This is a genomic window from Syntrophaceae bacterium (genome assembly GCA_013177825.1).
Classification (GTDB): Bacteria; Desulfobacterota; Syntrophia; order Syntrophales; family PHBD01; genus PHBD01.
On sequence record JABLXX010000009.1, the window covers coordinates 70,605 to 91,822 of the forward strand.

The 21,218-nt window shown below is 54.5% G+C and carries 21 protein-coding genes and 1 riboswitch; of the genes, 6 read left to right on the forward strand and 15 right to left on the reverse strand.

From position 1 onward, the window contains the following. Positions 1-5: 5 nt before the first annotated feature. The 5 genes from hisC to HPY65_16380 all read right to left on the reverse strand — a co-directional run bounded on the left by hisC (position 6) and on the right by HPY65_16380 (position 4,103). Positions 6-1,076: a histidinol-phosphate transaminase gene (gene hisC / locus HPY65_16360; protein ID NPU86051.1), complete on the reverse strand. Its 1,071-nt coding sequence runs from the start codon at positions 1,074-1,076 to the stop codon at positions 6-8. Further along, positions 1,073-1,897 (reverse strand): lipoate--protein ligase family protein, encoded by an 825-nt coding sequence (locus tag HPY65_16365; GenBank protein NPU86052.1) that lies wholly within the window; start codon positions 1,895-1,897, stop codon positions 1,073-1,075. The genes hisC and HPY65_16365 overlap by 4 nt, the downstream gene beginning before the upstream one ends. A 7-nt stretch (positions 1,898-1,904) precedes the next feature. Continuing rightward, on the reverse strand, positions 1,905-2,303 hold the full coding sequence (gcvH, locus tag HPY65_16370) for a glycine cleavage system protein GcvH (protein NPU86053.1): 399 nt from the start codon (positions 2,301-2,303) through the stop codon (positions 1,905-1,907). An 86-nt stretch (positions 2,304-2,389) separates the two neighbouring features. Beyond that, entirely contained in the window at positions 2,390-3,475 is a 1,086-nt protein-coding gene (locus tag HPY65_16375; GenBank protein NPU86054.1) for an aminopeptidase P family protein, read from the reverse strand. Next, entirely contained in the window at positions 3,465-4,103 is a 639-nt protein-coding gene (locus HPY65_16380) for a tetratricopeptide repeat protein (GenBank protein ID NPU86055.1), read from the reverse strand. Before HPY65_16380 ends, HPY65_16375 begins: the two co-directional genes overlap by 11 nt. A gap of 352 nt (positions 4,104-4,455) precedes the next feature. Then, a riboswitch (cyclic di-GMP riboswitch) is annotated at positions 4,456-4,543 on the forward strand. Between the two features lie 201 nt (positions 4,544-4,744). Between HPY65_16380 and HPY65_16385 the strand changes: the two genes are divergently transcribed. From HPY65_16385 to HPY65_16410, 6 genes are read left to right on the forward strand one after another with little or no spacing between them, the layout of a single operon-like run. Beyond that, entirely contained in the window at positions 4,745-5,551 is an 807-nt protein-coding gene (locus HPY65_16385) for a DsbC family protein (protein ID NPU86056.1), read from the forward strand. After that, on the forward strand, positions 5,548-6,057 hold the full coding sequence (locus HPY65_16390) for a type II transport protein (GenBank protein ID NPU86057.1): 510 nt from the start codon (positions 5,548-5,550) through the stop codon (positions 6,055-6,057). Before HPY65_16385 ends, HPY65_16390 begins: the two co-directional genes overlap by 4 nt. Then, positions 6,035-6,475: a hypothetical protein gene (locus HPY65_16395; protein ID NPU86058.1), complete on the forward strand. Its 441-nt coding sequence runs from the start codon at positions 6,035-6,037 to the stop codon at positions 6,473-6,475. The genes HPY65_16390 and HPY65_16395 overlap by 23 nt, the downstream gene beginning before the upstream one ends. Then, a complete protein-coding gene (locus tag HPY65_16400; protein NPU86059.1) occupies positions 6,472-7,194 on the forward strand; it encodes a prepilin-type N-terminal cleavage/methylation domain-containing protein in 723 nt (240 codons plus the stop codon). The genes HPY65_16395 and HPY65_16400 overlap by 4 nt, the downstream gene beginning before the upstream one ends. Further along, positions 7,181-7,669: a hypothetical protein gene (locus HPY65_16405; protein ID NPU86060.1), complete on the forward strand. Its 489-nt coding sequence runs from the start codon at positions 7,181-7,183 to the stop codon at positions 7,667-7,669. Before HPY65_16400 ends, HPY65_16405 begins: the two co-directional genes overlap by 14 nt. A 17-nt stretch (positions 7,670-7,686) precedes the next feature. After that, a complete protein-coding gene (locus HPY65_16410; protein ID NPU86061.1) occupies positions 7,687-10,821 on the forward strand; it encodes a hypothetical protein in 3,135 nt (1,044 codons plus the stop codon). Positions 10,822-11,092: 271 nt separating this feature from the next. On the opposite strand, the gene HPY65_16415 is transcribed toward HPY65_16410, so the two are convergent. The 10 genes from HPY65_16415 to HPY65_16460 all read right to left on the reverse strand — a co-directional run bounded on the left by HPY65_16415 (position 11,093) and on the right by HPY65_16460 (position 21,158). Continuing rightward, a complete protein-coding gene (locus HPY65_16415) occupies positions 11,093-12,820 on the reverse strand; it encodes a hypothetical protein (GenBank protein NPU86062.1) in 1,728 nt (575 codons plus the stop codon). After that, positions 12,817-13,320, reverse strand: coding sequence for a hypothetical protein (locus tag HPY65_16420; GenBank protein ID NPU86063.1), 504 nt, complete (start codon positions 13,318-13,320; stop codon positions 12,817-12,819). The genes HPY65_16415 and HPY65_16420 overlap by 4 nt, the downstream gene beginning before the upstream one ends. Continuing rightward, positions 13,301-14,017 (reverse strand): type 4a pilus biogenesis protein PilO, encoded by a 717-nt coding sequence (gene pilO, locus HPY65_16425; GenBank protein NPU86064.1) that lies wholly within the window; start codon positions 14,015-14,017, stop codon positions 13,301-13,303. Before pilO ends, HPY65_16420 begins: the two co-directional genes overlap by 20 nt. Before the next feature lie 3 nt (positions 14,018-14,020). Further along, the gene (locus HPY65_16430) at positions 14,021-14,569 is read right to left on the reverse strand and encodes a hypothetical protein (protein ID NPU86065.1); all 549 of its coding nucleotides are present in this window, start codon (positions 14,567-14,569) and stop codon (positions 14,021-14,023) included. After that, complete coding sequence (gene pilM, locus HPY65_16435) at positions 14,569-15,645, reverse strand: type IV pilus assembly protein PilM (GenBank protein NPU86066.1); 1,077 nt, start codon at positions 15,643-15,645, stop codon at positions 14,569-14,571. The genes HPY65_16430 and pilM overlap by 1 nt, the downstream gene beginning before the upstream one ends. Positions 15,646-15,723: 78 nt before the next feature. Further along, a complete protein-coding gene (locus tag HPY65_16440; GenBank protein NPU86067.1) occupies positions 15,724-15,951 on the reverse strand; it encodes a septum formation initiator family protein in 228 nt (75 codons plus the stop codon). 186 nt (positions 15,952-16,137) lie between these two features. After that, the gene (locus HPY65_16445; protein NPU86068.1) at positions 16,138-17,316 is read right to left on the reverse strand and encodes a hypothetical protein; all 1,179 of its coding nucleotides are present in this window, start codon (positions 17,314-17,316) and stop codon (positions 16,138-16,140) included. 10 nt (positions 17,317-17,326) lie between these two features. Next, entirely contained in the window at positions 17,327-17,773 is a 447-nt protein-coding gene (gene dut, locus HPY65_16450; protein ID NPU86069.1) for a dUTP diphosphatase, read from the reverse strand. 18 nt (positions 17,774-17,791) lie between these two features. Then, on the reverse strand, positions 17,792-19,048 hold the full coding sequence (locus tag HPY65_16455; protein NPU86070.1) for an insulinase family protein: 1,257 nt from the start codon (positions 19,046-19,048) through the stop codon (positions 17,792-17,794). A gap of 4 nt (positions 19,049-19,052) precedes the next feature. Then, on the reverse strand, positions 19,053-21,158 hold the full coding sequence (locus HPY65_16460; protein NPU86071.1) for a polyribonucleotide nucleotidyltransferase: 2,106 nt from the start codon (positions 21,156-21,158) through the stop codon (positions 19,053-19,055). Positions 21,159-21,218 lie beyond the last annotated feature (60 nt).

Genomic DNA, 21,218 nt, shown 5'->3' on the forward strand with positions numbered 1-21,218 from the left:
GCTCCTTATCGGCCCGGTACGAGAACACTCCTGACGATTCTCAGGAATTCCCCGTTTTCTTTTCGCGTTCCCACCGTCACGCGAATGCCGCTGGCTGCCCCCGGTCGGCTGAATTTTTTGACAAGAACGCCTTCCCGAAGGAGTGCCTGATATACGTCATCCTCTCTGAATTTGCAATAGAAAAATATGAAATTGGCATCCGTTGGGCAGGCCTGCACTCCTCGGATGGAACGCAGTGCCCGCAGCAATTTTTCACATTCCCGCCGGATCCTGGCGGCCTGGTCGAGAAAGACGGATTCGTGTTCGAGATAAAAAGCAGCCGCGACCTGGGAGAGAGCGTTCAGATTATACGGCGGACGGACCTTGTTCAGCTCCTTCACAAGCTCCGGAGCACCGATCAGAAAGCCGATCCTCATGGCGGCGAGGCCGATCTTGGACAGGGATCTCAGAATCACAAGCCGTTCGTATTGTTTCAACTTCGGGAGAAACGTCTTGCCCGAAAAATGGAAGTACGCCTCATCCACAACAACCACTCCAGGAGACGCCTTGATCAGCCGCTCCACCCGGTCGGCATGGAAACAGCCACCAGTCGGGTTGTTCGGATAACTCAGAAATGTGATGGCGGGTTTCTCCGTTTTCAGCAAATGCTCCATTGCGTCAAGTTCCAGGTCGCCCTGTTCATCAAGGGGAACATCGTGAACCTTGTATCCATTGTTCAATGCCGTAATCCGATACATGGGAAAGGTGGGCACCGGAATCAGAATCGCCGCCCCGGGACGCGCCAAGGCCGTGCTGAGGATCGCGATGGCCTCGTCGGATCCATTGCCGATCAGGATCATGTCTTCACCAACCCCGAAATGACGTGCATAGGCTCTTTGAAGGCGTGGGGATCCCGGTTCGGGGTAATGGTGCAGGTTAACGGACTTCATGGCTGCGAAGAGCTTGTTGCGCAACTGCATGGGAAGCGGATATGGATTCTCGTTTGCGTCCAGTTTGATCCTGGCCGGCACATCCTCAACGAAGTAAGCCTCCTGACCTGCCACTCCTTCCCGGACCAGGGATCGAATATGGCTCATCCTTCTTCTCCTTCAGGAGTTCCAGGGAGTGTGCCGTTCAAAAGTCTCCCGCGAGCAATCTGCTCCGCCAGATCCCGTTCCCGTTCCGTCATTCCAAAAGTGTCCAAGGATATCTCCCACTCAGAAGCGAATGCATCTTCCAGATACCGGCTCATCATCAGCGGCGTTTCCTCAACGACGGGCCGAAAATCACGAATACAGGTTACCGAGTTTGCAAGCGACCGGACCTGCTCATCCATATCCCCTGTCCCCCGGAGAACCTCCACCGTCCGGGCGGCATCGAAATCGATCAGAATGGAACCATGCTGAAGGAAAGATCCTCTCGACCGTGCCTGGGCGCTGCCGCAGATTTTGCGGCCGTTTACGAGTAACTCGTATCGTGATGGCTTTGCAAAGCAGGATGTGTTGAGGAATACTTCCGGGGAAGATCGCCCCGGTTCAGCGCAATCCACGGGGATCCCCCAATTCCTCAGAGCCTTTGACAGACAGCGGCTGATTGCCAAATAAGTCGCCAGGATCCCGGACTCAAACCGTTGGCCTTCCTGGCGGGCAATCACGGCATAGGTCAGATCATTTCCGTGCAGGACCGCTTTTCCACCTGTAGGCCGCCGGACAACATCCACTCCGAGGCGTTTGCATGCATCCAGATTGACCTCCGACCGGATGTCCTGGAAATACCCAAGGGAAACAGATGGTTGAAGCCAGCCGTAGAATCGGATCGTCGGTGGTGAGCGGTTTTCCTGCACTTCACGGAAAATGGCCTCGTCAATGGCCATGTTGTCAAAAGCCGAGTGAACCTGATAGCGCAGGACCCTCCACACGGGAATCTCAGTCCGCCTCCCCTTCCTGAACAATAAAGTCCTGATATCCCCTTGCGTCCAGGAGATCGTCCAGTTCATCGAGATCTTTCATGGCGACAACGATCATCCATCCCGTATCATGGGCGTCGCTGTTGATGATCCCGATATCATCGGTCAGATCTTCGTTGACATGTACGACATCACCGGTCACGGGAGAAATCAGTTCCACCACGCCTTTAACCGCCTCGATGGAACCGAAGGGCTCATCGCGTTCCACCTCATCCTCCGGATCCGGCAGTTCAATGGCGTGTACTTCACCAAGCCTCTCCTGCGCGTAGTCGGTGATCCCTATGGTTGCCAGATCCCCCTCGATGCGAACCCAGAGGTGCTCCCGGCTGTAATAGAAATCATCAGGGAATACTTTCATATAATGGCCTCTATATCGTAATTTTATTTTCCGGACCGGTTGTCCACCTGCGGAAGCATCGCCTCTTCAGGTGAAACAACGTGCCATCACAGAACCTTCAACTCCTTCGGTACCCTGGAAAGGATCTCGATCCCGTTACGCCGGACCACTACCATGTCCTCTAACCGGATGCCCCATTTCCCGGGAAAATAAACACCCGGCTCGACCGTAATCACCATCCCCTCTTCCAGCAACTCTTCGGATCGCGTCGACAGTCGGGGTGCTTCATGAACATCCAGCCCGACACCATGACCCGTTCCATGGGAGAAAAATTGTCCCCACCCTGCCCGCTCGATCCTTCCCCGTGCCTTGCCATCCACTTCCCTGCAGGGAACGCCGGGCCGGATGATGTCAAGACCCTCCTGGAGGGCTTCCCGCACAACTTCGTAAGCCTGCTTCTTTTCCGGATCCAGGGGTCCCAGAACAACCGTCACGGTTTCATCGGAGCAATAGCCGTCAAAGATTGCCCCGCAATCGATGATGAGAATGTCCCCTTCCTGAATACGGCGCCCCCCCGGGGCAGCATGCGGGAGAGCCGAGTTTTCCCCGGAAGCCGCTATGATCGGAAAGGACGGCCCGTCAGAACCATTCTTTTGAAGCAGATGACCAAGCTCGGCAGCCAGTTCCCGTTCGCTCACCCCCGGCCTGATCAGCGGGAAGAGCGATATGACGGATTCCGAAGAAATGGCGGCGGCCCTGCGCATGAGATCCACCTCGGCATCCTCTTTTATGGCCCTTACAAGTCGAATTTCCTCCCGGAGAGGCGAGAGTCTCTTCTCGCCGAGGCGCTGTGTCATAGACAGGTAGAGATCCACCGAAAGTGCGGAGGCGTCGAACCCGAAGCTCTGCCCACCGTTTGCCGATAATGCGTCCAGGATTCCCGTTACTTTATCTTCGTAAAGCCTGATTTCGGCGCTGCCCGCCTGACGAGCCGCCTGTTCCTGATAACGGCCGTCCACGAGAAGGATCGTCCGGTCGGCCCCCAGCAGGAGAACTCCATCGCTTCCTGAAAAACCAGTCAGATAACGGATCGTTCTCAGATCAAAAAAGATAATCCCCTTGAGACCGAGAACCGCAAATATGGATCGGACCCTGTTCTGCCGGTTGCTATGCGAATCTCGGTCATGCCCCATGGGATTTCATCCTGCCAATATTCCTCAGCCATCGGGCAAGCTCCCCTGCCAGCCTGATCCGCGATGCGGCATTGGGCTGCACGTCCTCCCCAGGCAATGCCGCAATCCTGATTCTGGCTTCCTCGTGATCGGGTTCCCGCCTCAGGATTTCTTCAAGAACTCCCCGAGCCATGTCCAAGTGTCCCTGACGGGTATAAAGATCAGCCAACGTGACGGTCCAGAACTGACGGTCTATGTCCTCGACACGTTCGTAACGGCTGTCTGGTCCGAGTTCCCAATCGCGCTTCGGGTCACTGGCATGGCCAATACGGCCAGCGATTTCATCCGCTCTCGGAGCATCCGGATTCAGACTGAGAAAAATCTTGTAGAATCGGGTTGCTTCATCCAGACGACCCCCGCGTGCAAAGGCATCGCCTGCATCGAGATAGATCCGGACCGCCCACTGAATCCAGGGATCGATTTCATGGAGCTGCTCGCCAGCCTCTTCCAAGGCATTCATGCCCAAGAGGGCTCTGCAGAGGATGATTTTTCCCTCGATATCAGAAGGGAGACGGGCAAGGTTCTCATCCGCAAGCCGACGGGCTTCATCGAAACGCCCCTGATTCAGCAGCAGTTCCGCTTCATCCATAAACGGCGAGTTTCCCTGAATACGGCTTGGATCCATTAGTCAATGTATTCGAAATGTTTACGTTTTCAGCCATTCGATGCGGCCCGGTGAACGCTAGCATAGCCCCCACGGGGTGTCAAGGAGGAAATCCGTACTTTTCCGCGGGATTCGCGCGTTCACAAAGACATCACGAACAGCCCGGTGAAAATGCCGCCTTTATGGTGAAAACCCCCGGTTGTGACGCCCCTAGTTAAAAAATCCTCTTCTCAGAGGGAGCTATGTTAAGTATGCTTACATTATTCATTACAATATCTTCGGCATACAGGATTCCGTAACGCTTTCAATGGTCCGACATTTGCAAGTCTCGTCACGATGCCTGCAGAGGCAAACTGTCCGAAAGGGCAGGACGCAAAGCCAGCGGCCTACGTCTTGTAAAGGGATATGGCGGCAGGGTTGCCGGGCGCCAACAGTCAACACCATGATTTCATAACTCCGGGAAACTTCCGTTGACTGTCCGGATACCCCTCCATTATCCCCTTAAGTCGTTTCCACGACAAACCAGGGAGTCCACTCTACGGAGACGCTTCTTGATTTTGATGCTGGGATATGAGAATATTTGGCTAATTTCAATCATATCCCCATTCACAGGGAGGTCAAGGAGCATGCCGATGACGCTGTTTTCTCACAAGTCGATCATGATGCGAATCATTCCTTTTGTTCTTCTGGTTCTCGTTTTCAGTCTTCCTGCTTTGGCAAGCGCCCAGGATCGCCCAATGGCAAAAGATCCTTGTTCGTCCATGACAGAAGCCGATTTGCGAGTCGTTTTTGATAAGATACAATCGGGTATCCACATCCTGTCGAATCGTCGTAGCCCGGTGGAGGGCCTCTGTGAAATCGTGCTCGGCAACAAGATGAACCCACAGGTTGTTTATCTTGACTATACGAAAAAGTATGTCCTTGCAGGATCGTTATTCGACGCCGGAAACATGACAAACCTGAGTCTGATCTCCCGAAAGGCCATCCAGGATCAATTCCGGGTTGACGTGTCAAAAATCCCGCTGGGAAACGCACTCCTGATGGGAAGTGAAACGGCAGGGGAAAAAGTCATCGTTTTTACGGATCCTGACTGTCCGTATTGCTCGTCCCTTCACCAGACCCTTCGACAAATCGTTGCAAAGCGCAAGGATGTGGCTTTTCTCATCAAGCTCCTGCCCTTGCCCATGCACAAGGACGCTTATTGGAAGTCGAAGAGCATCCTCTGCAATCGTTCTTTGAAAATGCTGGAGGACAATTTCGAGAAAAAGGAAATCCCCCGGACGGATTGCCAGACCGACGAACTGGAGAAGAATATCAAGTTTGCTGAATCATTGGAATTTGGAACACCCACGATGATCCTCCAGGACGGTTCGGTTATTGCCGGAGCCTTACCGGAGGATGAATTGCTGAGAAAACTGGATTCAAAAAAATGACATCAGGATATCGACAGAACTCAGCAGATCTTACTACACGATCATCCAGAGAGATCGGCCGAGGCTTTAACACGAGGGGTTTCAGCCTCTCCGAACTCCTGATCATTATTGCCATTATCGGCATCCTTGCCGTGATTGCAGGGTATTCATGGCAGCGTTACGTTACGAATGCCAATCTGCGTTCCGCCGCCCGCGAGATTGCCTCTGATTTCTCCATGGCAAGGGAAAAAGCCCTCAAGGAGAATCAGAACTTCACCATCACCTTCGACGTTACGGCCAACCAGTATACAATCTCTCCAGGGGCAACCGTAAAAAAGCCGACATTCTTTGGTTCGGACATCAGCCTCACCGGAGCCAATTTCGGGATTGGCGGAACGACCATCACGTTTTTGCCAAGGGGTACGGCATCGGCCGGCAATGTGACGCTTACCAACAGTCGCGGTTCCACGGCGACGATTGTAGTGAACATCACAGGGAAAAATTATGTTCAGTTTGCAACGCAATAATCGAGGGATCGGCCTCCCGGAGGTCATCATCGCCATTTTCCTGACCACCATCGGTGTTTTAGCCATTCTGTCCCTGCAGCCCTCTGCATGGAGAACGGTAGGGCGATCCGATTTCCTGGGCCGGGCAGCTGAGATCCTCTACAAGGAACTGGACACCCGGGAAACACTTATTATGAACCCGTGCAACACCGTGACCGTTGGGACCACAACCACTTCTGTCAAGACCAGCGGCATGGCCGGAGTGATCGCCGGGGACGCCACTTATTCGGTAACCACGACGATAACCAATATTGGTACGAATGTCTGGCGGGTCACGGTCCGGGTCACCTGGCCGATCAACACAAGGGGAATCTCCGAGAGCCTGGTGGTAACTCGACAGGAGAAGTTTCGATTCCCGGAGGGATGCCCAAGCGTATGAGAAGCCGGAAAGGTTTTACCCTCATTGAATTGCTGGTCACCATGACCATCACGGTCATTCTCATGATGGCCATCTACGGTGCAATCAACTCCGCGCAGAGGTCCACCCAGGGAATCGAGCGGAAGGTAACGGCCCAGCAGGACGCACGCGCCGCCCTTGAACTGATAGCCATGGAAATCCGAATGGCTTCCTACAACCCGAATTTCGTCACGAACATCTGGGTCGATCCGGGAAACTGCTTCAGCACCAGCGGAAACCAGACCTATCAGGGAATCCAGGCAGCCACGAACAATCTCATTACGGTTGAAATGGACATCAACGAAAACTCCGTCATTACGAACAACACGAACACGGACCCCAATGAAACGATCGCCTATGTCTATGATGCAGCCAACCAGTACGTCACCCGGACGACAAACTGTGGTACCGCGCAGCCGTTTCTCGGGGAAACCCCAGCCAGCGGCAGGCCCCGGACGGTCCGCGTCATCAACGACGTCAACGGAAACGGCGTATACGACGCGGGTGTGGACATCCCCATCTTCCGCTATTTCGACGGAAATGGAGTCGAACTGACCAGCTTTCCGGCGAATATTCCAAATATCCGGCGTATCGACATCACGCTGGCGGTGGAAACGGCGGAAATCGACCCCATGACGAACCAGAGGAGACGTCTTGTCTACTCAACCAGTGTCACTCCGAGGAACCATGTCGCCAATTGATTCGAAGCATCAGCAACCCCTCCCGTCGGAACGCGGGTTTGCCATGGTGGCGGCCATCATGGCCTGCCTGATTCTCCTGGCCATCGGCATGCTTGTAATCCACCTGTCCACAGGGGATTTGCGGACCAGCACGATGACCGTGGGAGACAAGAAGGCCCTGGCCGCCGTGGAGACGGGAATACACCGGCTCATGCAGTCCTTCGATCCGGAGAACTTGTCGGCAACGACCTCCAATACCCAGGTGGACTCGAGCAACGACCCCAACTCCTACTACTCCATAGGAGCCGCGGTTTCACCCACATCGGGGCCTTCCGTCATCCCTATGGCAGGATTCGCCATCGGGGGGGGGCAACAGTGGGGACAGGCTCGCTTTAATGTAGATATTACAGGGACTAACACCACCTACAATTCCACCGTTACGGTCGGGATCGGTCTTGGCTTCGGCCCGGTGGAAATCAGCCTGATGCACCGTTGAAATCCGGAGGAGTATGTATGAAGCGTTCGGCTTTGTTCTTTATGATCATGATCCTTGTATGTTTCCTGCCCACCGTGGTCATCGCCCAGGATGATGAGGACGAATCGGCGCTGTTCACATCCCTGGCGCCGGACGCACTGATCGTTCTCGACCTGTCGGGAAGCATGAACTGGGCCGCCGCCGGGGAATACATGTACGCGGCCAGTTGTTCCTCCGATGGGCCGTTTTACAACGATGCCGCGGCGGGTCTCGTCAAATGCACGATCAGCACGACCAATGTCCCCAAGTATGGAACAACGACGTGTGACGGCGCCTTTTATAAGGCCAGCCGGTCGGGCTACACGACCGACTGCAGCCGCCTTTCCATCGCCAAGCGGGGGCTTTTCGAGATCCTGGACGACAACAACGATACGTACATTAATACTCAAGACTCGAACAGTCTCGGCATCCGGCTAGGCTACATGCGGTATTACAATTGCGGGTCCGACGAAAGCGGCGACTATTCCAGCGGTTGCAACAAGGTCCTGAAAACCATTGATACCAAGTACAGCAATATTTATTGCGGCAGCAGTAACGAATGCAGGCCCTGGAGCACTGGGTCCAGCTCCAACATCGCCGGTGCCAGCGCCACTGGAGGAACCCCGCTGGCGGGCGCCCTGACGGAAGCCAAGGCCTACCTGAAGGCCCATCAAGATGCAGATAACGCGGCCCTCTGCCGTTCGAAATTCGCCATCCTCATCACCGACGGCGCGGATACCTTCGCCTGCAGTGGCAACGGGCAGGAAAACCAGGTGGACCAGTACAAGCGCCGGAGGGCCTTCGTGGAGAAGGCCCGGGCCCTATCCGCCGCCGGCTATCGCACCTTCGTGATCGGCTTCGGCGCGGCCATGCCCCACTTCCTCAAGAATACGCTGAACTGGGCTGCTTACCTCGGTGGCACGGACAACCCTCAGTCAACCAATGCAGGGGACCCTACAACGTACACCGAAGTGTCATCCCCGTGTACGACCGTAACCGTCACCAGCGGAAGCCAGTGCCTCGCCACGGCGGATTACAATGCAGCCAACTCCATCTGTTACCACACCCTGACGGGTGAAGATGCCCATTATTATTCGCCAAACGACCCCGGGGAACTGTCCCTGTCCGGGTACGCGTTCATCGCCTCAAACCCCAACGAGTTGTCCACCGCCCTCAAAGCGGCGTTCACCATCATCCGTGAAGCCACCTATTCCTTTTCCCAGGCATCCGTCCAGTCAACCCGAACCCAGGACGAGAATTACATCTATGAAGGTTCCTTCCAGCCCGTGACGAATGATCCCTTCTGGCTCGGCCACCTGAAAAAATACAACATCAACACCGACGGAACCGTCGGAAGCATCGTCTGGGATGCCGGCACCATCCTTCAGTCGCGTGGGGCCGACACCCGGACCATGTATACATACGTTGGAGGAGCCCTGACGTCCTTCACGACGAGTATCGGCCGAACATATTTCAATGCCGATTCGGACACCGAACGAAACAGCATTGTGGGATACATGCGAGGAGAAACCGCTTACAATTTCGACTACTGGAAGCTGGGGGACGTGTTCCGTTCCAACCCGATCACCATCAGCACACCATCTTCCTTTTTTAACGACACCCGCGACGCCAACAATGCCTTTTCCACATTCCGCTCGGGCCACTCAAGGACATCGGCCATCGGAAACCGGGTCATCCTTGCCGGGGCCAACGACGCCCAGATGCACGCCTTCAAGACGAGCGATGGCGCTGAGGCCTGGAGCTTCATCCCACCGAATTTCCTGTATCGCCTCAAGTCAATCGCCCATTCTTCCCATCCCACCCTGCTGGCCCACGCCTATTATGTGGACGGACAGGTAACCGTGTCCGAATACTGGACCGGTTCCGGCGACGGCACCAGCAAGACGTCCACCGACTGGAAGACGATCCTCGTCTTCGGCGAGGGGCGAGGCGGCAGCTCGACCCTGTGGAGTTCATCCGCATCCTGTGACAGCGGCTTCAACTCCGCGTACACCTCAACGTACTCCAACTACTGCGGTTTCTATGCCCTGAACGTAACGACTCCGTTGACTCCGACATACCTGTGGCGTATCATGCCCACCAGCACCCAGGCGCCATACCTGGGAGATCCCTGGAGCAGAATGCAGATCGGACGAGTCAGCGTCCTGGGAAATGAGAAATGGGTGGGCTTTGTCGGAGCCGGCTATAACGCCTCCGACTGCTCCGGTGGCGGTACCTGCGACACGCGGGGAAAGGGATTCTTCATCATCGACCTGGCTGACGGTTCCGTCTTGTGGAGTTACACCCTGTTGAACAATACAAACATGAACTATAGCTTCCCGGCACCTCCGGCCATCGCCGACACGGACAACGACAATTTTATCGATACGGTTTACATCGGAGACTTGGGTGGAAGCATGTGGCGTTTCAAAATGTGCTCAGCCGCCGATCTGGCCAGTAGCCCATACTGTACGACATCGAGTTGGTCGGGAAACTTTCTTTTTGCCTCCTCCACCGGTACCATCCGGCCCATCTTCACGAGTCCGGCCGTTGCGAAAGACAAGCAGAACAATCTCTGGGTGTACTGGGGTACGGGTGACAAATCGGATCCGACGGCAGCAAACGCCCAGGAAAAGTTCTTCGGCGTTAAGGACAACGACCGTACCACATCATACGGGATCAGCAACCTTGAAAACATCACGACAGGCACCTACGACACCGCCTCGACCACGAAGGTGGGATGGTACATCAACCTCGCCGGCCAGGGTGAAAAGATGCTTGCCGACCCCACCGTGTACGGCGGTGTTGTTTATTTTACATCCTACACCCCCCCGATCGGGAACGACCTCTGTTCCCAGGCCGGAACGGCAACACTCTACGGCGTAAATTACACAACGGGCGGCGCAGCTCTTACGACCAGCACGGGAACAGCCCGTAGCATCACACTCGGTGTAGGGATTCCTTCGGCGCCAGTTATCTCCCTGAAGCCGGGCTCATCACCGGTGCCAGATCTCTACGTCACCGTCAGTGGCGGGGCCGGTACAGGCGCCAGCACGACTCGGGCAGACATCAACCCCGTATCACCATCCAATCGCACGAACATGCTCTACTGGAGGGACCGGCGCCTGCAATAACCATTCATCGCCTCCACCTGCCCCTCTCACATAAGAGGGCAACAAGTCAGGATCAGGAATCGCAGGAAAGCTCCTTCTATCGAATCGCCAACCTGGAAGGCTACAATATTTGGGCAAAAGGCGGGGGTTACCCCCGCCTTTGTTCTTAACCGCTGTAAGTGCGCTTTCACCCCACGCGCTCCATGCCTATAGAATCACAGCAGAAAGCCCCTCCTGCTGCTTGCGGGGAGGGGCTTTCTGCTGTGATTGCACATGTTGGTTTACGGCAGTCTTATCCTTCCATCGGCATGGATGGTTCAACGAGTGCCGTGTCTGATGCATTGATGATTTTTGGTGTAACGAAAATGAGAAGTTGGGTTTTCTTGCGGGTAATGTCTTCCGTCTTGAAAAGCCATCCCAGAACGGGGATTTTGTGGAACCAGGGAACACCCGTCACGGCCTCGGTGTCCGTTGTTTTCATGATGCCGCCGATGACGATCGTATCACCGTCCCGCACAACCACCGTAGACTCGATCTCGCTTTTGTTGATCGGCGGATTGTTCTGCAGGCTGGCGGCCCGGGCATAATCAGCGTAGTCATTGGAAGCCTTGATTTCCATGGATATTTTCCCATCGGGTGTCAGACGGGGCTTCACCTCCAGCTTCAGGACCGCTTCTTTGAAGGAGACCGTTGCCGGACTAGTGGAGGAAGCCGGTGTCACATACGGAACATCCTCTCCCTGTTTGATAATGGCCTTCACATTGTCCATCGTTGTGATCTTGGGAGACGAGATAATTCGGGTCTCGCTGTTGGTCTCACTGGCTGCGAGCTGTACGTCCAGAATCGCCTTGGAGCTTCCAAGGACAATGCCCAGTGTTGGAGCCGTCACAGTCGAGGCCATGGGCAGGAAGTTCACGGCCAGGGCTTCACTTGTGAGACCGATCCCCGTGGGAGGAGTCGTTACGAGTGAGTTCAGCAGCGACGGGTTCGTTCCACCAGCCACACCGTAAGGATAACTGTTTGCACCACCAATACCTGTGCCGCCGGCCGCCCATTGAACTCCAAGTGACCGAATGAAGCTGTCCGTTGTTTCAATGATCTTGGCCTCAATGGACACCTGCCTCAAGCGTCCCTTCTCAACAAGCTGTTTCTGTTCTTCCTCCTTGCGGGCCAGTTCCGCTTTTCTCTGCTCGTCCTCGATCGCCTTCCTGTCGGCCGTCTCCTTTTTCAGCTTGTCCTGCGTGATGATGGAGATGACATTCCCCGACTCTTTCTTGGTCAGACTGTTCAAAGACAGGATTGTGTCCAGTGCCTGATCCCAGGGAACGTTCTTTAGCGTGATAGTAACGCTGCCCTTGATGTCCTCGGCTGATACAATATTCTTTCCGCTGATCTCGGAAAGGAGTCGGAAGACGGAACGGATGTTGGCGTCTTGGAAATCAATGGAAATTCGCTGTCCGCTGTACCTCGGTTTATCCGGATCCGTCATATCCTCCATGACGGGCTTGACGACCGGAGCCGGCTTTGCTTCCGCGGGCGCTTGCCCAAGGAGTAGAGCCTTGCTGGAAACCATGGGCTTTTTTGTTAATACGGAAATTTCGGGCTTCTTCATCGCCAGCCTGGTCAGATCGAAATCCACGAGTATGGTTCGGCTGCCCTGCTTGACAATGAATGGAACCCGCTCTTTCAGGCTTATGTCCACTGCGACCCAACTCCGGCTCCCCTCCCCCTTGCCATCGGCAACAATGCCGGCGATATTGGCGAATTCACCCTCTCCGTGGGGACGCTTCAGTTTTTCCGGAACGGAGGCCCTTTCCAGCCGAATCCGCACGACGTTTCCACTCCGCTCCTCCACCGTGAACGAAGCGGGCTTTGATATCACGATATTCACCCGTTCCTTTCCGGCCGGATTGTCAAACGTGATGCCTTCCAGCACAGCCAACTCGGCTGCATTTCCTCCAGGCAGAAGGACGGCCAGTACTAAGAAAACGACGAGAAGTCCCTCAATCAATCGCTTCATGGTTTCACCCCTTCATCCTTATGAAGCAGAATAGGAATCCGCTTCGCTTTCACCTTTCCCCTGCCCTCTCTCAGCCTTTCCTCCACGATGATCCGGTCGGCCAGAATCTCCGCTACGCGGCCGTCGTTTTGTCCAATGTAAGTGCCCGACACAACGGGATAAAACTTCTTGGCAATTTTATCTTCCATCATGGCAACACGGCTGTCCCTGCCCATGGCAATACCCACAAGAGAAAATTGCTCAAGGGGCTGGTTTTGGAGTGGAGAGATGGGCCCCATTTTCCCCCGGGCTGTTTTCTTCGTGACCAAAAGTGGCTTGTTCAATTCGACAAAAGGCTTGAACGGATCCGGTTTCCCCGCCGGCACATACCGGTACGTCTCCACCGGAACCTGTTGTTGCTGAACTGGCATCACCGCCATCTGGGTCCATCCATCGGCCGCCAGCAACAGAGCCGCTCCGCAAGCGGCCATCCCGATCCAGCTACGGTTTTTTCTTTTCATCGGCCTTATCCAGGAACATGTATGTCTTGATGATGCAGGATGTTGTAAGGACCCGTTGACCTTTCAGATCCTTTCCCTCTCCCATGGTGACTTCCTCGATATTCACGATTCGCGGAAGTTTGGCCACCTTGTCGAAAAAGACGGCGGTACTGTGAAATGGACCATTCACCGAGACTTTCACGGGAATTTCCTCGTAGAAACTCTCCGGTTCTGCCTGTTTCCCTTTCTCTCCCTTGGCTGCCTGTCCCTTCGCCTCTGTGGCTTTCTGTTCAGCACGCTGGTCCGAAGGTTTTAAATTCTGGGCGACCTGCGACTTTACCTCCTGCTTCTTCTCCGGCGCTTTCGGCTCAAAGAGAACGAACTCCACACCTGCGTCCTTCCCCGCTTCGGCAACAGCCAGGAACAGTCCGGGGATTTCCCTCTGATTCGGCAGCTTCGTAAGAGCCAATTGATAGGCATCTTTGAGGGCCTGAACCTCCTTGATAAACTTCTCTCTCTGTTTGGCGATCCGGTCCTTCTCATCGATCTGTTGATCCAGGGTCGCCTTTTTTTCCTCCAGTCCTTTCTTCTTCTCGAGGGCAGCCTCCAGGTAGAAGAACCAGAAAAAATACCCCAGCAGAAGAAGAACCAGGCAAAGAATTAAAATCTTTACCGGCATGGACAACTTCTTCAGATCCTCCAGGGACGACAGGGCCATGGCTCACAAGCTCCTTCTGGTCATGCATTTCAGGGTAAACTGCTGCAATATGTGGCCGGAGAGATCCTTCTTCTTGGAAAAGACAAGGTCCACAGACTTGATGAATGAGGCCGTTTCAAGGCTTTTCATGAATCTGGCAACGGCTATGCTGTCCCGGGCCATTCCGTCAATGGTCAACTCCGTCCCTTTCTCCGCAATCTTGTCGAGCCAGATGTCCCGTACCGGCACCAGGGATGTAAACTGGTCCAGCATACGAACGGGATAAAGGCGGTTCTCCTCCAGCCTTTGAATAATAGAGAGCTTTTTCTCCATTTGCATCTTGTCGGCTTTGAACATCTCCACTTCACCGACAATTTTATTCAGAACTGCAAGCCGCTGTTCATTTTTCGCAATGTCCGTCTCCAGACCGCTGATTCCGATGCTCATATAAGCGGCCAGGGATCCCAAGATCACAAGAAAGATGAGAAGAACTCCGGCGAAGATGAACAACTCCGCTTTCGTGTCCTCCTTTTTTTTCTTCTCAACGTACGGGAGCAGATTGATGCGGATCATTAGTCGCCAATCCTCCTCAAAGCGAGACCCACCCCTACCGCGGCAATGGAAGCAATGTGATCCATAGTCTCCGGATCCAGTTTCTTCCTGTTGATGCTAATTTTTCGGAAGGGATTGACGATCTCGGTTTCGATGTTGAGTCTCTGATAAAGTTCTCCCGCGAGTCCCGGCAGGCTGGCTCCTCCTCCGGAGAGAATGATCTTCTTGATGGATGCACCGCCATAAGAGGACTGAAAGTACTCAATGGATCGCTCGATCTCAAGGATCAGGGGCTCCGCAAAGGAAAGCAGACTGGCCATGACCTCCCGCCGCGCAGTATCGTCAAAGACCATCTTCCCCGACTTGATCATCTCCGCCTCTTCGAACGTCAGGCCGAACCGCTCCTGAATCGCTTCCGTTACGGCATTTCCTCCCAAAGTAAAATCTCGTGTAAAAACCGATGTCGCACTCTTGATGACTCCGATGTTGGTGATCGTCGCCCCGATGTTAACAATCACAACCATCTCGTTTTCCTGATAATCGTAGTTCTCCTCAAACATGGTCTCCAGCGCGAAGGAATCGACATCCATAATCGCAACAGATAGACCGGCATCCATGAGGGCATCTACATAACTGTTGACCACCTCCTTCTTGGCGGCAACGATCAGGACATCCATCTGATTCGGATTGTATTCGGAGGATCCAAGGATCTCGAAGTCAAAATTGATATCATCCATATTGTCGAAGGGGAGATACTTGGCGGCTTCGTCCCGGATCAGCTCTCGAAGTTCCTCCTCCTCCATGGTGGAGAAGTTTACTTTCTTCACAATCACGGAGTGACCGGACAGAGAGGTGACAATCGCTTTCTTGCTGCAACCCGAATTTTTGAACAGCTCTTTGACTTTTTCGGTGAGGGCTCGTTGGTCTACCAGCAGACCGTCGACAATGATGCCTCTGGGAAGGGATACCTGCGAAAAGTGATTCAAAAGATATCCATCGGCGGAATCCAAGACTTCCACCAATTTCAAGGAACTGGACCCGATATCCAGTCCTACAACCTGTTTCTTTCCGGAAAACAAGTTTTTGATATCGAACATGGGATCACCACAAAAGAAATGGGTTCATCACGTTCCTCCCGCCGATGGTTGACGGCAAGCGGACCATTTCAATCACACCTATTTCGGAAATCGATAGACGACGTCTCCTTTCTTGACCATGCCCAACTCATTGCGGGCCACCATCTCAATGTAACCCAGATGGTTTTTCAGCAAATCGATTTTCTTTTGATACTCCCTGTTCTCTTGTACAATTTCCTCATTCGCTTGTTGGATGGCAGCCAGCTTCTTCCCCATCCTATAATTATCCAGCAACCCACGGTTACCGAAGGTAATGAGGATCGCCATAAACGTTATGAATACAACAAGATACCTTCCTACCCGCATAATTTTCAGATTCGAACAGGTATTTCATAATGCAATTTGGATTGGAAATATAAAGCAAATTTAGACGCTTTGCAACATAAAAACGAGTTGGAGAAAAAGATTGAGTTGAGGCTCTTGATTGATCAGCGATAGAGGTAGGAGAAATGTTTACTCTGTCTCGACAGTTGGCAGGATCTGCTGAGGTTCTCCGAGCATAAAATCTCCCCGTTCGATCCACTCTTTGAGGATGCCGGCGATTTCCCTAGCCTTGAACATACTTGACAACGGCGCCGTCGGCACGTCTTTTTCAAACAGTCGGATTGTGCCGCCTCTGAGTTGCTTGTAGTTTACTTCCGCCAGGCTTTTGGCGGTCCCTTTTGGATAATCCATCCCATAGTCGTAAACTTGCGCAACGATGTCCTCGTCTTTAACCGAGGTGAAGCGGGCCATCTCTTCATTCAAGATCGGGATCGGGATGCCGATCCCCACAAACAGAGAAACGCCATACCCAAGAATACTCGCCCCAACAATCCAGTCGGGCGACATATCCTTCAGGTTTCCAATGGTGGCAATCGTTCCCGCACCTTCTCGGGGTACGCCGTTCTTTCCTCTCATTGCATGCGGGTTATGCTGCGTTCCCGGCCAGGCACAGAATCCCTGGGCACCACCCAGGAAAATGCGCGTCCCGATTCCGATCGTTCGGTAGTAAGGATCGTTAAACAACGGGCTGAGCTGTCCGGACGTCGCATAATTTGCATTCCCGGCCCGAGGCCGCAACATACCCATATAGGTATAGATCGTGCGGTCTGAGAGATTTACGGCGCAACTGTAATTCTGATAGGCATTTCGAGGATTGAAAAGAATACCGTCCCTGAGATCGTGAACGGTGATGTTTTTCTCGAATTTCCGAAGGGGGTAACAGTCCGTTCCATAAGATTCGGCACGCAGCCTGATCACGTTTCCCGCCACCAGATCCTCCAGCACGTGGCCGCCGCCATAGTTGAACTCGCCCGGATACACGCTGTTGAGCGGGTCGCCCTCCACCACTTCCGTCGCCCCGATGTAACAATCAACCGCTGCGATTCCGGCATACGCCGGCACATCGTTGAGCCAGACTTTGGATGCCTTGATTTTGGGGGAAGTATGTCCGAAATTCAGAAATGCACCGGATGAGCACATGGGACTGAACGTACCTGTCGTCACGACATCGACCCGTCGTGCCGCTTCGACGTCCCCGTGGCGCTCCACGACGTCGATCATCTCCTCTGCCGTGACAACAACGGCCCGGCCCTTGCGGATTCGATCATTGATCTCCTGATAGCTTTTGACGACCCGGTGTTTCTTCATCCGTCCACCCTCATTCCGTATGGCCGAAACCACCTTCCCCTCGCGCCGTGGGATCGAGCTGTTCCTGTTCGACCCATATCACCCTGGCCACTCGTTGAACGACCAATTGAGCGATTCGATCTCCCCTTCGCACGGTGAACGGGGCGTTGCCGTGATTAATGAGCAGGATGCCGATCTCCCCCCGATAATCCGCATCAATTGTGCCCGGCGTATTGACCAGGGTAACACCATGACGGAGAGCCAATCCGCTGCGAGGTCTGACCTGGGCCTCGAAACCCACAGGCAGGGAAATGGCGATACCGGAAGGAATCATCATCCTTTCCCCCGGGAGGATGACCGTATCATCCATTACAGCCGCATGAATGTCCATCCCGGCGGAATGCATCGTCATATAAGATGGCAAAGGCAGCCCTGAACCACCGGGTAGGCGCTGGACGGCCAATTCCAGGATTTCCATTACAGGCCGCTCATTCTCTTAATGCTGAAGGATGGAAAGTGTCAGATCCTTTTCAGAAACCCGTCCCGTGGCCGCCACCGAGATCTGGTCGGGATGGAACAGTTCCTGGGCGAGTTGCAGGACATCCAGGCTTTCCACCGCATCAATGGCAGCTACCGTCTCCTCCATGGGAATCTGGCGGGCGAAACAGATTTCATTTTTCGCCAGCCTGGTCATGTGGTTGTCGGTGCTTTCCATGCTCAGGAGAAAGTTTCCCTTGATCAACTCCTTGGCCCCGCGAAGTTCCCGTTCGGTCAGCGGCTCATTGACGAGGCGGAGCATCTCGTCCAGAATCACACCGACCACTTCCCGGACCTTGTCGTCACTTGTTCCCACATAAATACCCAGCATTCCCGTATCCTGGTAAGGGGTCAGGTAGGAATGAACGGCATACGCCAGCCCCCGCTTCTCCCGAATCTCCTGAAACAGACGGGAACTCATGCTTCCCCCAAGAACGGCATTCATGATAAAGCCGGCGTAACGCCTCGGATTTACGGATGACGGGGCTGGCGTGCCGACAATCATGTGCACCTGCTCCAGATCCTTTTCCAGGGAGCCGATCCGGTGTGTTATCATCGGAACGGTAATGGCTGCGGTCCGGGCATTCCGTTCAAGCCCCGCAAAGGAAGCGGTCACAAGATCAACCAGCGTGTCATGATCCAGCCTCCCGGCCGCCGAGATGACGAGATTCTCCCCCCGATAGCGCGGTGAAAAGAAGTCCGTCAACGACTCCCTGCTGAAATCCTGGACCCGCTCCCTTGTTCCCAGGACGGGAAGTCCGAGCGGATGTCCGTTCCAGAAAAGGGCCTCGAAAAAATCATGGATGTGCTCGTCCGGGGTGTCCTCCAGCATGTGAATTTCCTGGAGGACAACCGATTTTTCGCGCTGGATTTCCTGAGGATCGAAAACCGATTCCTGAAGAATGTCCGCCAGGAGATCGATTGCCATGGGAAGATGGTAATCGGGGATTTTGACGTACAGAGACGTCAGTTCCTTGCCTGTAAAGGCGTTGAGGACACCTCCGACCGAATCGATGGCCGATGCGATATCGAAGGCGGACCGCTTCCTGGTTCCCTTGAAAAGCATGTGCTCGACAAAGTGAGACATGCCATTGGTCGATCCGTCCTCATACCTTGTCCCGCACTGAACCCAGACCCCAATCGTAACCGACCGGACATGGTCGATGCTCTCCGACACGACCCGGATGCCGTTATCGAGGATACTTTTCCGGATCATGTGCTCACAGGGCTTCCTTACGGCTGAGGCGGATCTTTCCGGCCTTGTCGATCTCCAGGACCTTCACCATGACTTCATCCCCTTCCTGGAGAATATCTGTCACCTTGTTTACTCGTTCCTTCGCCAATTGAGAGATATGGATCAGGCCTTCCGTGCCCGGCAGAATTTCGACAAACGCGCCGAAGTCGACGATCTTTTTCACCGTTCCCCGATAAATCTTGCCGATCTCCGCATCCTCGGTCAACCATTTCACCATGGCAACGGCACGTGCCGAAGCCTCGGCGTCACTGGAGGCGATGGTCACGGTTCCATCGTCTTCCACGTCAATGGTGACGCCCGTCTCGTTGATGATCTGGCGAATGTTCTTCCCGCCCGTCCCGATGACATCCCGCACCCGTTCCGGCCGGACCTTCACGGTCGTGATCCTGGGGGCGTAAATGGAAATGTCGCTTCTGGCCTGGGAGAGCGTCTCCTTCAGTTTTCCGATAATATGCAGGCGGCCTTCCTTGGCCTGCTGCAGGGCTTGGCGGAGGATTGCCTCCGTGAGGCCGTCGATCTTGATGTCCATCTGCAGCGCCGTGACGCCGTTCTTGGTTCCGCAGACCTTGAAGTCCATGTCGCCTGTGTGGTCTTCGTCGCCAAGGATGTCTGACAGGACCGCCACGTTTTCCCCTTCCTTCAGGAGGCCCATGGCAATGCCGGCCACTATGTCCTTCACGGGAACCCCGCCATCCATGAGGGCCAGGATACCCCCGCATACGGTGGCCATGGAAGATGAGCCATTCGATGAAAGGATCTCGGAAACGATCCGGATCGTATAAGGGAAGTCCTCCGCCGAGGGCAGGACAGGCACGATGGCCCGCCGCGCCAGATTTCCGTGTCCGATCTCCCGTCGGCCCGGGCTTCTCAGTGGTCTCGCTTCACCCACGCTGTAAGGCGGGAAATTGTAGTGTAGAAGGAAGGACCTGAACTCCTCCCCCATAATGAAGTCGAGTCGTTGTTCGTCGGACGAGGTACCCAGCGTCAGGGAAGCCAGGGCCTGGGTTTCACCCCTTGTGAAAAGGGCCGAACCATGTGCTCTCGGCAGGATGCCCACTTCCGACCATATCGGTCGGATTTCATTGTAAGCACGGCCGTCGATTCGCTTCCTTTGCTCCAGGATCATGCCCCGCAGGACCTGCCTTTCCAGTTCCTCAAAGATCCCCCGGACCTGCGGTGCCAATGCCTCGTTTTCTTCTGTAATCGTTTTCAGAACAGTGTCCCTCAGGGCATCCAGTTGTGCATAACGGTCATGCTTCCCAGGCGTCACGTAAGCCTGCTGTAACCCAGACAGGGCCAGCTCCTTGATTCGCAGTGCAAGCGCTTCATCCACCTTCGGCGGTTCAATCACCCGCTTCGGTTGGCCGATGGCTTCCCGCATCTTGTCCTGGAGATCGATCACCGCTGCCAGTTCGTCCAAGCCGCACTGTATGGCATCCACCAACACGTCTTCCTCGACTTCCCTGGCCTCGCCCTCCAGCATGACGAGGTTTATATCGTAGGGCTTTCCGCCGGTACCGGGAGTGACCTTCCGTCCGACGAGAAAAAGGCTGAAGTCGCTCTGGGTCATCTGCTCCTGTGATGGATTGCAGACAAACCGGCCGTCGATCCTTCCCACCCGGACCCCACCAACGGGACCCTTGAAAGGAATGTCCGATATTTCCATGGCTGCCGAGGCGCCCAGCATGGCCGCCACGTCCGGATTGTTCTCGTTGTCCACCGACAGCACCGTCGCCACGATCTGGGTTTCATAGACATATCCCTTTGGGAAAAGGGGACGGACGGAGCGGTCGATGATGCGCGAGGTAAGAACTTCCCGTTCGTTGGGACGTCCTTCACGCTTGAAGAAGCCGCCGGGAATCTTTCCGGCGGCAGATGTCATCTCTTGATAATCCACTGTCAGGGGAAGGAAATCGAGTCCTTCCCTCCTGCCTTTAACGGCCACGGCTGTCACGAGAACAACCGTGTCTCCATACTGGACGAGCGCGCTGCCGTTGGCCTGGCCCGCCATGTAATTCACCTTGACCGAAATCGGTCTTCCGGCAAAATCTGTACTAAACACTTGACTCATCGTATTCTTCCTCTTTTTTTAGTCGATCCTTGATCGGGCAAGGAATGTAAGGATTCCATG

Coding starts and splice junctions, on each gene's coding strand:
- HPY65_16445 (NPU86068.1), bottom strand. CDS start 17,316: ATGAAGAAACACCGGGTCGTCAAAAGCTATCAGGAGATCAATGATCGA.
- HPY65_16375 (NPU86054.1), bottom strand. CDS start 3,475: ATGGGGCATGACCGAGATTCGCATAGCAACCGGCAGAACAGGGTCCGA.
- pilO (NPU86064.1), bottom strand. CDS start 14,017: ATGGCCCTGTCGTCCCTGGAGGATCTGAAGAAGTTGTCCATGCCGGTA.
- HPY65_16430 (NPU86065.1), bottom strand. CDS start 14,569: ATGATCCGCATCAATCTGCTCCCGTACGTTGAGAAGAAAAAAAAGGAG.
- HPY65_16420 (NPU86063.1), bottom strand. CDS start 13,320: ATGAAAAGAAAAAACCGTAGCTGGATCGGGATGGCCGCTTGCGGAGCG.
- HPY65_16405 (NPU86060.1), top strand. CDS start 7,181: ATGTCGCCAATTGATTCGAAGCATCAGCAACCCCTCCCGTCGGAACGC.
- HPY65_16440 (NPU86067.1), bottom strand. CDS start 15,951: ATGGCGATCCTCATTACCTTCGGTAACCGTGGGTTGCTGGATAATTAT.
- HPY65_16460 (NPU86071.1), bottom strand. CDS start 21,158: ATGAGTCAAGTGTTTAGTACAGATTTTGCCGGAAGACCGATTTCGGTC.
- HPY65_16385 (NPU86056.1), top strand. CDS start 4,745: ATGCCGATGACGCTGTTTTCTCACAAGTCGATCATGATGCGAATCATT.
- HPY65_16455 (NPU86070.1), bottom strand. CDS start 19,048: ATGATCCGGAAAAGTATCCTCGATAACGGCATCCGGGTCGTGTCGGAG.
- HPY65_16380 (NPU86055.1), bottom strand. CDS start 4,103: ATGGATGAAGCGGAACTGCTGCTGAATCAGGGGCGTTTCGATGAAGCC.
- pilM (NPU86066.1), bottom strand. CDS start 15,645: ATGTTCGATATCAAAAACTTGTTTTCCGGAAAGAAACAGGTTGTAGGA.
- HPY65_16395 (NPU86058.1), top strand. CDS start 6,035: ATGTTCAGTTTGCAACGCAATAATCGAGGGATCGGCCTCCCGGAGGTC.
- dut (NPU86069.1), bottom strand. CDS start 17,773: ATGGAAATCCTGGAATTGGCCGTCCAGCGCCTACCCGGTGGTTCAGGG.
- gcvH (NPU86053.1), bottom strand. CDS start 2,303: ATGAAAGTATTCCCTGATGATTTCTATTACAGCCGGGAGCACCTCTGG.
- HPY65_16400 (NPU86059.1), top strand. CDS start 6,472: ATGAGAAGCCGGAAAGGTTTTACCCTCATTGAATTGCTGGTCACCATG.
- hisC (NPU86051.1), bottom strand. CDS start 1,076: ATGAGCCATATTCGATCCCTGGTCCGGGAAGGAGTGGCAGGTCAGGAG.
- HPY65_16390 (NPU86057.1), top strand. CDS start 5,548: ATGACATCAGGATATCGACAGAACTCAGCAGATCTTACTACACGATCA.
- HPY65_16410 (NPU86061.1), top strand. CDS start 7,687: ATGAAGCGTTCGGCTTTGTTCTTTATGATCATGATCCTTGTATGTTTC.
- HPY65_16415 (NPU86062.1), bottom strand. CDS start 12,820: ATGAAGCGATTGATTGAGGGACTTCTCGTCGTTTTCTTAGTACTGGCC.